Annotated in this window: 7 protein-coding genes (1 of these 7 only partly in view); all 7 read left to right on the top strand. The window is 66.3% G+C overall.

Translation table 11 applies throughout. The features are described 5' to 3' along the window. Positions 1-69 precede the first annotated feature (69 nt). On the top strand, positions 70-1,200 hold the full coding sequence (locus tag ACQR0W_RS23930) for a PepSY-associated TM helix domain-containing protein (protein ID WP_316170951.1): 1,131 nt from the start codon (positions 70-72) through the stop codon (positions 1,198-1,200). Next, complete coding sequence (locus tag ACQR0W_RS23925; RefSeq protein ID WP_316170928.1) at positions 1,197-1,472, top strand: hypothetical protein; 276 nt, start codon at positions 1,197-1,199, stop codon at positions 1,470-1,472. Before ACQR0W_RS23930 ends, ACQR0W_RS23925 begins: the two co-directional genes overlap by 4 nt. A gap of 687 nt (positions 1,473-2,159) precedes the next feature. After that, complete coding sequence (locus ACQR0W_RS23920; RefSeq protein ID WP_316170927.1) at positions 2,160-4,439, top strand: TonB-dependent receptor; 2,280 nt, start codon at positions 2,160-2,162, stop codon at positions 4,437-4,439. Between the two features lie 332 nt (positions 4,440-4,771). After that, entirely contained in the window at positions 4,772-5,002 is a 231-nt protein-coding gene (locus tag ACQR0W_RS23915) for an MbtH family protein (protein WP_316170926.1), read from the top strand. Between the two features lie 20 nt (positions 5,003-5,022). Continuing rightward, positions 5,023-5,751, top strand: a complete 729-nt coding sequence (locus ACQR0W_RS23910; protein WP_315752515.1) for a thioesterase II family protein — start codon at positions 5,023-5,025, stop codon at positions 5,749-5,751. A gap of 165 nt (positions 5,752-5,916) precedes the next feature. Beyond that, positions 5,917-6,801 carry a TauD/TfdA family dioxygenase gene (locus tag ACQR0W_RS23905; protein ID WP_315827776.1) on the top strand — a complete coding sequence of 295 codons (885 nt, stop codon included), beginning with the start codon at positions 5,917-5,919 and terminating at the stop codon, positions 6,799-6,801. A 43-nt stretch (positions 6,802-6,844) separates the two neighbouring features. Further along, positions 6,845-13,487, top strand: the 5' portion of a protein-coding gene (locus ACQR0W_RS23900) for a non-ribosomal peptide synthetase (RefSeq protein WP_316170925.1). Its footprint extends 3,083 nt past the window's final position; the window shows 6,643 of its 9,726 coding nt (coding positions 1-6,643); its start codon is at positions 6,845-6,847; its stop codon lies off the right edge, out of view.

The raw sequence follows: 13,487 nt of genomic DNA, 5'->3' as shown, positions 1-13,487 counted from the left end.
CGGCCCTTCTCTTGCCGGACGTTCGGCTCATCACGTGCAACGTCGATGACGAAGGGTGGGTTCGGGCGCATGCGGCTGTGGGTTCAGGTTCACACGTGGACGTCGCTGATCAGCATGATCTTTCTGCTGATGCTGTGCCTGACCGGGCTTCCGCTGATCTTCCATGAGGAGATCGATCATCTCTTCGAGGATGAGATCGCTGCGCCGGCGATGCCGGCCGACACGCCGCTGCTGCCGCTCGACCGCCTGATCGCGGCGGCCAAGCAGCAGTTGCCGGAGCAGCATGCGCTGTTCGTGAGCCTGAAGCAGGCGGAGCCGCTGATCGTGGTCGCGATGTCGCCGACCGCCATTCCGGTGCCTGGGCAGTTTCATCGGCTCACCGTGGATGCGCGCACCGGCGTCGTTCTCGGCGAGGAAGCGCCGCATCAGGACGTCATGGACGTGATCCTGCGCATCCACCGCGACATGTTCACCGGCCTGCCGGGTGAGCTCTTTCTCGGACTGATGGGACTGGTGTTCTCAGCGTCCATCGTCTCGGGCGTCGTCGTATACTGGCCGTTCATGCGTCGCCTGCAGTTCGGCACGGTGCGGGATCGCTCGGCGCGGCTCAAATGGCTCGACCTGCACAATCTGCTCGGTATCGTCACGGTGAGCTGGGCGCTCGCGGTCGGCTTGACCGGCACCATCAACACGCTGGCGGTGCCGCTGTTCGACCTCTGGCGCGCGAAGACCATGCCGGCACTGCTCGCGCCCTATCAGGGCAAGCCGCTGGCGGAAGCAAAATCGATCGAGGCCGCCGTTGGCGCCGTCCGCACCGCGTTTCCGGACCGGCTGGTGACGTCCATCACCTTGCCGACGACGACGCGGTTCGGCAGCCCGCAGCATCTGATGATCTGGACCAAGGGCCGCACGCCGTTTACTGCGCGCATGTTCAAGCCGGTCCTGGTCGATGCCCAGGACAGCAGCAAGATGGTCGCGCCCGAGCTCGCCTGGTATCTCACCGCATTGCAGGTATCGCGGCCGCTGCATTTCGGTGACTACGGCGGGTTGCCGCTGAAGATCATCTGGGCCGTTCTCGATCTCATCACGATCGTCGTGCTGTGCAGCGGACTCTATCTGTGGGCCGCCAAGCGGCGGGGCTTCCGCAGGAAGGTGTCCGGCGTCGTGACATCGGCAGCGCCTGCGGTGGTGTCGCCATGAGCTCCTCCGCGGCATCGGCGAGGCCATCTGCCCGCGCCGCGCAACTCTCGACCTGGCAGGTGTTTCGTGCGCCGCTGCTGATCGGTCTGGTTGCCGCAGCCGGGCTCGCCTTCGGACTGTTCGGCGACGGGCTTTGGGACGCGCTGTGCTGGCTCGGACTGTCGATTCCGATTCCGATTCTGCTGTCGCTCGCCTACGGCACGAGACGGAGCCGCGGCGCGAAGGCCGAAGCGCAAGGCGCTCGGGCCGGGACGCAGGATAGGCCGCTCTGAGCGCTGACGTCCGCCGTCGGTCGACGGAAGATAGCCCGCATCATTGATCTCGATCCGCGCTGCTGGACTACGCGCTCGGCTCGACGGCAACGACGCGCTCGGCCAGCCAACGATCCCACGCATCTCTTGTCTTACGTGTCTTCTCTCGCGCGACGCGTCATCGCGATGGCAGCACGCTGCGTCGGCGGTGCGTGATCGGTCTCGCACAGCGAGCGCCGACGCGAGCGGCGTCGCTCCGGCCTGGAAACAAGCAGATACAAATGTCTCGATGCCTTCTCCGATCTGCGCGTGGCGCGGCGGAGATGTGGCGCATTTGAAAGCAAAGATTGATTCAAAAGTGGCAATGTGATTAGTTGTCATCGTACGATTGATCGAAATTGTTTCGATGAGTTCGAGGCGATCGGTGTCGTGAGTTGCATCAGCCGACGCGATCGCATCGCTCTTCCCCGCGACATGCGCTTCTTTTGAAGGCTTCAAAGAAGCGGAGGGAAAAGAATCTCGTAGTAGCGACAATCTGTTGAGTCGATCGATTCGGCGAAGCTGTCGCTCGTTAGACGAGTTCTACGTCGCGCGGCGCCATCCTCAAATACCTGTGTGTTAGGACCACCGACGAGCCGAGTTGGAACTTGGAATGATCGGGGTGTCAGGATGGTCTGTCGCATTTGGGATAAAGACATTGGATTGACGATGTCGTTGGGACTTGTGAGCTCATTGGCGCTCACGCTGAATGTCGGAGGCGTTCAATCGGCCTTCGCGCAGACCAAGCTCCCCGATGTGACCGTCGACGCGCCGAAGCCGAAAGTCCGGCAGACCGCCTCGAGACCGCAGACGACCGCAACGCGGACCGCTCAGCAGCGCCGCGTCGCTCCGCGCAACCTGCCGCCGACCGCCCCGGTGGCCTACGTGACGCCGTCGACGGGAACGGTCGGCGCGCCGCCGTCGCCCTATGCCGGCGGCCAGGTCGCGAGCGGCGGAGGCCTCGGACTCCTCGGCAACCGCGGCGTCATGAACACGCCCTTCAACCAGACGAGCTTCACCTCGCAGCTGATCCAGAACCAGCAGGCGCGCACGATCCGCGACGTGCTGATCAATGATCCCTCGGTGCGCACGATCCAAGCCGCCGGCGGCGGCGCCGACAGCCTGTTCATCCGCGGCTTCTACTACGACAGCGGCGACTACGCCCTGAATGGCCTCGCCGGCATCGCGCCGTATTATTCGACGGGCGCCAATTTCATCGAACGGGTCGAATTGCTGAAGGGGCCGGCGGCTCTGCTCAACGGCATGACGGTCGGCGGCACTGGCGCCTCAAGCGGCGGCGCGGTCGGCGGTAGCGTCAATCTCGTCACCAAGCACGCGCTCGACACCGACATCACGCAGCTAACGGCGACCTATGCGTCCAAGACGCAATTCGGCGAGCAGATCGACGTCGGCCGCCGCTATGGCGAGCACAAGGAGTGGGGCGTACGGCTGAACAGCAAGTATTCGAACGGCGATACCCCCTGGAACCGGCAGACCGACGAGTTCGGCAACGCCCACCTCGCCGTCGACTATCATGGCGAGAATGTCCGAATCGATGCCGATGTCGGCTATCAGGCGGACAAGCTGAATCCGCCGCTGCGATTCTTCGGCGTGGGTACTGCTGTCACCAGCATTCCGTCGCCACCGTCGTCCGGCACCAATTTCCAGGTGCCGTGGGCGTATTATGCGCCGACCGATTTCTTCTCGACGGTGAAAGGCGAGGTCGATCTCAACGATCGTATCACCGCCTATGCCGGATTCGGCTATCACGACAGCAACATCAACTACCGTTATCCGTCGCCGGTGCTCTCGAGCAACGCTGGCCTGTTGTCCGGGACTCCTGGAACGGGAAGCGAGACGTACAAGACGTACGCCGGGGAGGCTGGCCTGCGCATGACCGCCGATACCGGCCCGATCAACCATGCCGTCAATGTCGGCTACTCCATCACCGACCGCACCTATACCCAGCAGGTGGTCTCCGGCAAGATGCCCAACTGGAGCCTTTACAGCGAGCCGACCAACATCGCGTTGCCAAGCTTTCCGACGCTCCAGGCCAATCAGACCGTCGGCGCAAATCTCTGGAGCATCGGCGTCTCCGACACGATGTCGCTGCTGAACAAGCGGGTTGAACTGACCGTCGGTGTGCGCAGACAAACGGCGGGAACGGAAGTCACGAATCTCGTTACTCCAGCATCGAGCCGCCCGTTCGAGGACACCTCGGTGTGGACGCCAGCCTATGCGCTCGTGGTCAAGCCCGTCGAGTTTGTGTCGCTGTATGCCAATTACATCGAGGGCCTGCAGACCCCGACCGTCGTTGCCGCCGGCTATGCCAACAGCGGCACGGTCTTCCCGCCAGGGCAGACCAAGCAGGTCGAGACCGGCATCAAGGTCGACTTCGGCCGAATCACGACCACGGTCAGCGCATTCGATATCTCACGCCCGAGCGTGATTACCACGAGTTCAGGGGGAGTGCTGACTCAAGAGCTGAATGGCCGGCAGCGAAATACGGGCGCCGAGTTCAACGTATTCGGTGAGGTCACGCCGACGCTGCGGCTGTTGGGGGGCGTGGCGTATATTCACGGCGTGCAGGAGAAGACTTCGGGCGGCCTGACGGACGGCAAGCGGGCGATCGGCGTGCCCGAGCTCACCGTGAATCTCGGCGCCGAGTGGGATACACCGTTTGTGCGGGATCTGACGCTCACGGGGCGGGTCGTCTACACCGGTGCACAATATGTCGACGCGGCCAACAAACTCTCGCTGCCGGATTGGACACGCGTCGACCTGGGCGCCCGCTACACCTTCACCTCGCCCTGGAACGGCAAGCCGATCGTGCTGCGGGCGAGCGTCGAGAATGTATTCGACAAGGCGTATTGGGCGTCGGCCTATAGCGGTGTGATCACCCTGGGGGCGCCGCGCACCTATCTCGTTTCCACGACGTTCAATTTCTAGGACGTCGATACGCGTTGGCGATGATGAGGCCGCCGCACGGCCATTGTGCGGCGGCCTTGTTAGTCTGAGCGATGCGGACGGCGTTCAATTACAATCTGATAAAAATTTGCGTAGCTCATCGATCGCGTTGAGGCGTGATCATCTCCGCGGTGACAACGCGATCGGGTCAGCAAATCATCTCGTTGGAGCCGATGCATCCTGATGTTGAATCGTCACCTACGTGTCACCTTGGAGAGATTAAAAACTTCGATCGGCGGTATCCTTTTGACTGTCATTATCAACTGCATTACTCGTAGTTCATCAACGTCGTTTGTTAGTAGGAGTAGCCGGGCATGATGGTCTTCGACAGAAAGGACGTCACCTTCACCGTCGTCGTGAATCACGAAGAACAATATTCGATCTGGCCGACGTTCAAGGACATCCCGAACGGGTGGACGGCCGTCGGCGTGACCGGGAGCAAGAAGGAGTGTCTGGACCATATCGAACAGGTGTGGACCGACATGCGGCCGCTCTCGCTGCGGAAATTCATGCAGGAGAACGCCCAGGCCTCTGCCGAATCCTGAAGCGAAGGAGGCTGGCTGCCATGCGGCTGATCTGTTTGCCCTATGCCGGCGGCAGCGCCATGGTCTATGCGCGCTGGAGGAGAGCTCTTCCGTCCTGGATCGAAATCGTGCCGCTGGAGCTGCCCGGACGGGGCGCGCGGATGGACGAGCCGCTGCAAACGGACGCGGCAGCATTGGCCGATCAGCTCGCGTCCGAACTGATCGGGACGCCGTTGGCGGAGCCTTACGTCCTGTTCGGGCACAGCCTCGGCGGCTTGCTCGCCTTCGAGCTGGCGCACAGGCTGCTCGCGCTCGGCGCGCCAAAGCCGCAGATGCTGCTCGTGTCCGGAACGGAGGCGCCGGCCGTGCGCGACGGCAGCCGCTGGCGCGAGCCGCTCGGTGACGACGCATTGCGCGAGGAGCTTCTCAGGCTGAACGGCACGCCGCCGGAGGCGTTGCAGAGCATGGAGATCATGCGCGGCACGCTGCCGATCCTGCGAGCCGATTTCCTGATGTGCGGAAACTACGTCTATCGGCGGCGCCGGCCCTTGCCGTGTCCGCTGCACGTGTTCGGCGGAGATCTCGACGAGACGCGTGCCGAGGCACTGGAGGCGTGGCGGGCCGAGACCTCCGGCGCGTTCGGTCGCGACATGCTGCCGGGCGACCACTTCTTCATCCATAGCCGACAGGCGGATCTGCTGAAGCTCGTTGCCGCATTGCTGGCACGTCGGGCATGGCCGGGACTCGCCGTTGCTCGCGCGGGGCCTTGAGCGGCGTGCCGAAAGCACGACCCAGCCGGAAAAGCCGGCCGGTGAAGAAACTTCGATGCTGAAATCGACGGGAGACGGGGAGAAGTCATGTTCGCAATACAATCTAAAATAGAACAAGAATCGCTACCGTTCCTTCTGCGGGCCAGCCGCACGCAGCAGCCGCTGATGGAGGCCGTCAGCGAGGTCCGCGACATGATCGAGCGCCAGCTCTATGCGTGCGGCGGAATTCTCTTCCGTGGCTTCCATCTCGACGGCGCCGAGGCGTTCAGGAGCTTCGCCGCGAGCTTCGGCCATCCGCTGCTGTCCTATGAATTCGGCTCGACGCCCCGATCGCAGGTCAGCGCCGGCGTCTACACCTCGACCGAATATCCGCCGCACCAGAGCATCCCGCTGCACAACGAGCAGGCCTATACGCGCGACTGGCCGATGAAGATCTGGTTCTATTGCGAGCAGGCGGCACAGCAGGGCGGTGAGACGCCGGTCGCCGACAGCCGGTCGATCCATCGCGACATGCCGGCCGCGATCCGTAACCGCTTCGCCGAGCGGGGCGTCATGTATGTCCGCAACTACGGCAGTGGACTCGATGTCGACTGGCGACAGGTGTTCGGCACGGAGTCGAAGGCCGAGGTCGAGGCCTATTGCGCCTCCCATGCAATCGCCTGCGAATGGAAGGATGGCGACGAGCTACGGACGCGGCAGGTCTGCCAGGGGACGGCGGTGCATCCCGTGACCGGGGACATGGTGTGGTTCAATCAGGCGCATCTGTTCCACGTCTCCAGTCTCGCGCCCGAGGTTCGGGAAAGTCTTCTCGACATCGTCGGCGATCCGCTCGAGCTGCCGCGCAATGCGTTCTACGGCGACGGCGCGCCGATCGAGGACGAGACGCTGGCCACGGTCAGAGCCGTGCTCGACCGGCACAAGATCGTCTTTCCCTGGCAGACCGGCGACGTCGTCATGCTCGACAACATGCTGACGGCGCACGCGCGCGAGCCATTCAAGGGGCCGCGCAGGGTGATCGTCGCGATGGCGCAAGCCCATCGCGTCAATTGAGCCTGCGGCATCGATCCTCACGTTGTCATCGGACCTTTGGAAAATGCCGACACAGACCCTCGTCGAACGACTCCGCGAGCATGCCGCCTCGCGCGCCGGCCATCCGGCACTGCGCTTCATCGAAGGCGACGATGTCGTCGACGAATTGACATTCGCTGCGTTGGACCGGCGCATCCGCGCGCTTGCGGCGCATCTGCAGGAGCGCGCGCGTGCCGGCGAGCGCGCCGTGATTCTGCTGCCGAACGGTCCGGACTATGCCGTCGCATTCTACGCGTGCCTCTATGCCGGGGTCATTGCCGTGCCGGCCTATCCGCCGGAGACCGGCAAGGAGCGCTACGCCAGCCGCCTCGATGGCATCCTGCGCGATGCGGCGCCACGACTCATTCTCACCCAGGCGCGGCTTCGCGACGCCGTCGTCGCTTCGGTCGGCGAGACCGATGCTCATGTTATTGCCGTCGACGAGGTGCCGGTCGATGCCGCCGCATCCTGGCGCGAGACGGACTTGCACGGCGATGCGATCGCCTTCCTCCAATATACGTCGGGTTCGACGTCGCAGCCGAAGGGAGTCTGCGTCACTCACCGGAACCTGGTCGCCAATGAGATCGCAATCGAAGCGGCGCTCGGCGGGACCAGGGACGACGTCTTCGTCAGCTGGCTGCCGCTCTATCACGACATGGGATTGATGGGCGGATTGCTGAATCCGCTGTTCACGGGCTTCACGGCGGTGCTGATGTCGCCGCGCAATTTCCTCGAGCAGCCGCGACGCTGGCTCGACGCCATCCATCGCCACGGCGGCACCTGCAGCGGCGGGCCGGACTTCGCGTTCGCGCTCTGTGCGGACCGGATCTCGGACGAAGCGATCGCGCGCCTGGACCTCAGCCGATGGCGGTTCGCGTTCTCCGGCTCGGAGTTCGTGCGCCGCGCGACGCTGGATCGATTTGCCGCGCGCTTCCGGCCGGCGGGCCTCGATCCTCGCGCGCTGACGCCGTGCTACGGCCTGGCCGAGGCGACCTTGCTGGTGACGGCGGGCGACCGCGCGAGCCGGGCGGTTTGTCACACGCTCGATCCCGCGGCGCTCGCGGGTGGCCGCGTTGCGGAGGCCGGCGAGGGCACGGACCTGATGGCGTGCGGCGCCGTGGCAGACGGCCATGCCGTGCGCATCATGAGGGTCGATGCGTCCGCCGACGCCGGGACGAACGAGGTCGGCGAAATCTGGGTCGCAGGTCCGAGCGTCGCGCAGGGCTATTGGAACAATCCCGAGGCGACGCAGCAGACATTCGTCCTTCGCGATGGCGCGCGCTGGCTGCGGACGGGCGATCTCGGCTTCGTCCGCGACGGCGATCTCGTCGTCACCGGCAGGCTCAAGGATCTGCTGATCGTCCGCGGCCAGAACATCTATCCGTTCGATCTGGAGCAGGCCGTCGAGACCGAGGTGGCCTCGGTGCGGAAGGGACGTGTCGCGGCCTTCCCGGTCGAGATCGATGGCGTCGAAGGCATCGGCGTCGCCGCCGAGTTCGGCAGGGCGGTACTGCGGCGAACGCCGGCCGACGTGCTGATCAAGGCGATCGGCGATTCGGTCATGCGGCAGACGCAGGAATATCCGGCGGTGGTCGTGCTGCTGAACCCGCAAGGCATGCCGCTGACCACCAGCGGCAAGCTGCAGCGGTCCGCCTGCCGCGCCAGGTGGGCGCAGGGCACGCTCGACAGCTTCATGGTGTTCGAACGGCGACGCGAGGCGACGGACCCCTCGCCGTCACCGGAGCTTGCGACGGCGACCGAACGCCGTCTTGCGCTGATCTGGCGGGATGTGCTGCGGCGCGCGACCGTCGACCGCAACGACGACTTTTTCATGCTCGGCGGCAATTCGGTCGCGGCCGCTCAGATCGCGGCGATGGTGCGCGAGCAGTTCGGGGTCGAGCTCGCGCTGCGCGGCTTCTTCGATGCGCCGACGCTCGTCGCGCTCGCAGCGCTCATCGATGCGGCCGGCGCGGACGCGAAAGTGCTCCCGCCGCTGCAGCCCGCACCAGCGGGGCTGCGCGAGCTGCTGTCACCCGCGCAGGAGCGGCTGTGGTTTCTCTGGAGCATGGATCCGGCCGGCACGGCCTACACCATCGCTTGCACGGTTCATTTCGACGGCCCGCTCGATCAAGCACGGCTGGTGCAGGCGCTGACCGAAATCGTCGCCCGCCACGAGACGCTGCGCACCACCTTCTCTGCCCCGGATGGCCGCGTCGTGCAGGTCATCCATGCGTCGCCGGACATTCCCGTCGCGGTCGAGGATCTGCGGCGCAGCCCGGCGGCGGAGCGCGCGTCGCGCGTCGCGGCGCGAACACGCGAGGAGCTGGCGCGGCCGTTCGATCTCGTCAATGGCCCGCTGCTGCGCGCCGTGCTGATGCAGCTCGCGGACGACCGCCACGAACTGCTGCTGTCGGCGCATCACATCGTCGCCGACGGGCTCTCGCTCGACGTGCTGCTGGCCGAGATCGCCGCGCTTTATGACGGGCTCCGGCGCGGGGCAGGGGCGCTGCCGCCGCCGTCCGCGATCCAATATGCCGACTACGCCGCATGGCAGCGGGATTGGCTCTCCGGCCCCGAGGCCGCGCAGCAGCTCTCCTACTGGCGCGAGCGGCTCGGTGATGCGGATACGCCGCTTGCATTGCCGTTCGACCGGCCGCGGCCGCCCGTACAGAGCTATCGCGGCGACACCATCCACGTGGAGATCGCGCCAGATCTGGTGCTGAGGCTCCGCGCGCTCGCCAGGGAGCATCGCGTCAGCATGTTCATGCTGCTGCTCGCCGCCTATCAGCTGCTGCTGTTCCGCTACTCCGGCCGCTCCGACCTGCGCGTCGGTGTGCCCGTCGCCGGGCGCCGCCAGGCCGAGCTGGCGTCGCTGATCGGCTGCTTCGTCAATACGCTGGTGCTGCGCGCCGACGTGACCGACGGCATGAGCTTCGCCGAGCTGCTGGCGCGGGCGAAGGAGGAGGTCATTTCCGGGCTGGCGCATCAGGATCTGCCGTTCGACCGTCTCGTCGACGCGCTGAAGCCGACTCGCTCCGGCGGCCACAATCCGCTGTTCCAGGTCAAGTTCAACTACATGGCCGCGCCTGCCGGACTTGCGCTCGGCGACGGCCTGCACGCCCAGCCGCGCATCGTCGATCTCGCCGGCTCGCATTTCGATCTCGCGCTCGACATCGTCGACGGCCCGACGGGCATGAATGCGAGCCTGAATTTCGCAACCGATCTGTTCGACGTGACGACGGTCGAGCGGATCGGGAACCAGCTCGTCGATTTCCTGCGGCAGATCGCGGCCGCCACCGACCGGCCGCTGCGCGACTTCGCGATCGCGCGCGGCGTCGAGCAGACCGTCGTGGCGGAGGCGACGAGCTTCCCCGCGACCGACATCCTCGATCTGATCGGTGTTGCGCTCGCGCGCCGCGATGATCGGATCGCGCTGCGCCAGGGACGGGACACCGTCAGCGCAGCCGAGCTCGTGCGCTGGTCGGACCACATCGCGGGTGTGCTCGTCGCGGCCGGCATCACGCGCGAGGCGCCGGTGGCGCTGTGGATCGAGCGGTCGCCGGCCTTCGTCGCGGCGCTGCTCGGCGTCCTCAAGGCGGGCGGCTCCGCAGTGCCGCTCGATCCGGCATGGCCGGTGGCGCGCGTCGATCGCATCCTTCGTGGCGGCGGCATCGGCACGCTGGTCGCAACCGGCGAGCACTTGGCTGCGGCGAGGGCGCTGGAGTGTCATACGCTCGACGGTGAACTGCGCGGCGATGCGTCCTCCGGCGCGTTCGATGCCCCGCGGCCGCATCCGGCGCAGACCGCCTACATCATCTACACGTCGGGCTCGACCGGTGCGCCCAAGGGCGTCGCCGTGTCGCACGGCGCGCTCGCCAACTACGTTCAGGCGCTGTTGTCCCGGCTGCAGCCGCGCGCCGGCGCCGGCATGGCGATGGTCTCGACGGTCGCCGCCGATCTCGGCCATACCGTGCTGTTCGGCGCGCTCGCGAGCGGCGTGACCTTGAATCTGCTGCCGGCCGATGCCGCCTTCGATGCGGATGCGTTTGCGCAAGCGATGCGCGACGGCGAGATCGGCGTCCTCAAGATCGTGCCGAGCCATCTGCGCGGCCTGTTGCGGGCGCGGCGCTCGGCCGACGTTCTGCCGCGCGACGTGCTGATCCTTGGCGGCGAGGCCTGCGATCCCGGCTTGATCGAAGAGGTCCGCCGGCTGCGGCCGCACTGCCGGATCGTCAATCACTACGGCCCGACCGAGACGACGGTCGGCGTGACGACCCATGAGTGGACGGACGCCGAAGCCAAAGGCGTGCTGCCGGTCGGATTGCCGCTTGCGAACCTGGGCGCCTACGTTCTCGACGATGCGTTGAATATCGTCCCGGCCGGGGTCGCCGGTGAACTCTATGTGGGCGGCGCCGGGCTGGCGCGCGGCTATCGCGGTGCGCCTGGACAGACGGCCGAGCGCTTCATTCCCGATCCGTTCGGACCTGCAGGCGAACGCCTCTACCGGACCGGCGATTTGGTGCGCTGTGATCGAGCGGGCCGGATCGTGTTCCTGGGCCGACGCGATGATCAGGTAAAGCTGCGCGGCTACCGCGTCGAACCGGCCGAGATCAGCCGCGTCGTCTCCTCGTTGAACGGCGTCGCCGATGCCGCCGTCGTGGCCCGCGCCGTCGACGCCGAGCAGGAACGCCAGGAGCTCGTGGCTTATTGCGTCGCCGCGGCCGGCGTCGTGTTGCAGCCGGAGGCGCTGCGGCAGCAACTCTCGGCGATGCTGCCGGACTACATGGTACCGTCGCGCATCGTCGTGCTCGAGCGGCTGCCGCTGACCGCCAATGGCAAGCTCGACCGCGCGGCGCTGCCGCAGCCGGACGATGACGCCGTGCTGTCGTATGTCGCCCCGGTCGGCGCGGTGGAGCAGGCCATCGCCGCCGTCTGGCAGGACGTGCTGGGCCGCGAGCGGATCGGCCGCAATGACAATTTCTTCGAGCTCGGCGGCGACTCCATCCTCAGCCTGCAGATCATCGCACGGCTGCGCAAGCGCGGCGTCATGCTGACGCCGAAGCAGATGTTCGCGCAGCAGACGATAGCGGCGCTGGCCGGCGTGGTTGCGACCACCTCCGCGCCGGCCATGACGCCGCCGGCAGCAGCACGCAACGCAATGAACGCCTGCGCTGCGGAGCTGCTGCCGATCCAATTGCGCTTCTTTGCCGAGGAAATCTCCAACCGCGATCACTTCAACCAGGCGGTGCTGCTGACCCCGCGGGACCGGATCGACTGGAGCGTGCTGCAGCAGGCGCTCGCTGCCGTCGTGAGGCATCACGATGCGCTTCGCATGACGTATCGGCGGATCGCGGGTGAATGGCAGGCGGTGCCGGCCGACCTGCCTGCTGCGCCCGAGCTGCTTTGGCTCCGCACGGCAGTCGAGCCGGCCGACGTCAGCGCGATCGCGTCGGGGGCGCAGGCGAGCCTGTCATTGGCATCGGGATCTCTGCTGCGCGCCGTCGGATTCGACATGCGCGACGGCAGCCAGCGGCTGCTGGTCGCCATCCATCATCTCGCCGTCGATGGCGTGTCATGGCGGATCCTGCTCGAGGACATCGCGTCGGCTTACGAACAGGCGGCGGGGCAGGCGGCCGCCGTCAGCCTGCCGCCCACGAGCTCCGCGCCGTCTTCCTGGGCGCAGCGACTGCGCGCGCATGCGGCCTCCGATCGGCTCGCAGGCGAACTGCCGTTCTGGCTCGCGTCCTCCCGCGGCAGCGAGTTGCCCTGTGACGACGATCATGGTGGCACCGACGCCGAGGCCGACGCCGAGGAGGTCGTGCTGAACCTCGAGGCGGAGCTGACTGAACGGCTGCTCGATGCCGCGCCTGCGGCCTATCGCACGCAGGTCAACGACCTGCTGCTGGCCGCGCTGGCACGCGCGCTCTGGAGCTGGAGCAGGATCGAAGGCGTCGTGATCGAGCTGGAGGGCCACGGCCGCGAGGATGTCTTCGCGGACATCGATCTCACGCGGACGGTGGGCTGGTTCACGAGCGCATTCCCGGTGCGTCTCGACGGCGGCAGCGAGCCCGATCGTGCGCTCATCACCCGCGTCAAGGAGACGCTGCGTGCCATACCCGATCGCGGGCTCGGCTATGGCGTCCTGCGTTATCTCGGCGCGAAGGAGCAGCGCGAGGCGCTATCACAAACGCCAAATCCGCGTATCGTCTTCAACTATCTCGGCCGCTTCGACGGCCAGCTCGGTGCGGCCGCGCCGTACCGGATCGCGGCGGAGAATCCGGGACCGATGCGGGCCGCCGACACGCCGTTGCGGGCCTGGCTCAGCATCAACGGCGAGGTGCGTGACGGGCGGTTGCGCCTCGGCTTCCGCTATGGCAGCCGGCGGTATCGGCGCGCGACCGTGGAACGGCTCGCCGAACTCTATCGCGCGGCGCTGCATGGTCTCGTCGATCATTGCCTCGGCGGCGCCGGCGGTCTCACGCCGTCCGACGTTCCGCTCGCGGGGCTCGATCAGGCGGCGCTCGACCGGCTCTGCGCGACCGTTGACTGTCGCTCCGTCGAGGACATCTACCCGCTGTCGCCGATGCAGCAGGGCTTGCTGTTCCATGCGCTGCGCGACGGCGCTGATGACGTCTATGTCAACCAGCTCTCGATCGAGCTTCGAGGTG

The organism is Bradyrhizobium sp. HKCCYLRH1034 (genome assembly GCF_051168375.1).
In the GTDB taxonomy this organism is placed as follows: Bacteria; Pseudomonadota; Alphaproteobacteria; order Rhizobiales; family Xanthobacteraceae; genus Bradyrhizobium.
This window is presented reverse-complemented; position numbering and strand designations above follow the sequence as displayed.

Bases quoted from the DNA above. Each gene is read 5' to 3' on its own strand.
- ACQR0W_RS23920 (WP_316170927.1), top strand. From the start codon at position 2,160: ATGTCGTTGGGACTTGTGAGCTCATTGGCGCTCACGCTGAATGTCGGA.
- ACQR0W_RS23925 (WP_316170928.1), top strand. From the start codon at position 1,197: ATGAGCTCCTCCGCGGCATCGGCGAGGCCATCTGCCCGCGCCGCGCAA.
- ACQR0W_RS23910 (WP_315752515.1), top strand. From the start codon at position 5,023: ATGCGGCTGATCTGTTTGCCCTATGCCGGCGGCAGCGCCATGGTCTAT.
- ACQR0W_RS23930 (WP_316170951.1), top strand. From the start codon at position 70: ATGCGGCTGTGGGTTCAGGTTCACACGTGGACGTCGCTGATCAGCATG.
- ACQR0W_RS23905 (WP_315827776.1), top strand. From the start codon at position 5,917: ATGGAGGCCGTCAGCGAGGTCCGCGACATGATCGAGCGCCAGCTCTAT.
- ACQR0W_RS23915 (WP_316170926.1), top strand. From the start codon at position 4,772: ATGATGGTCTTCGACAGAAAGGACGTCACCTTCACCGTCGTCGTGAAT.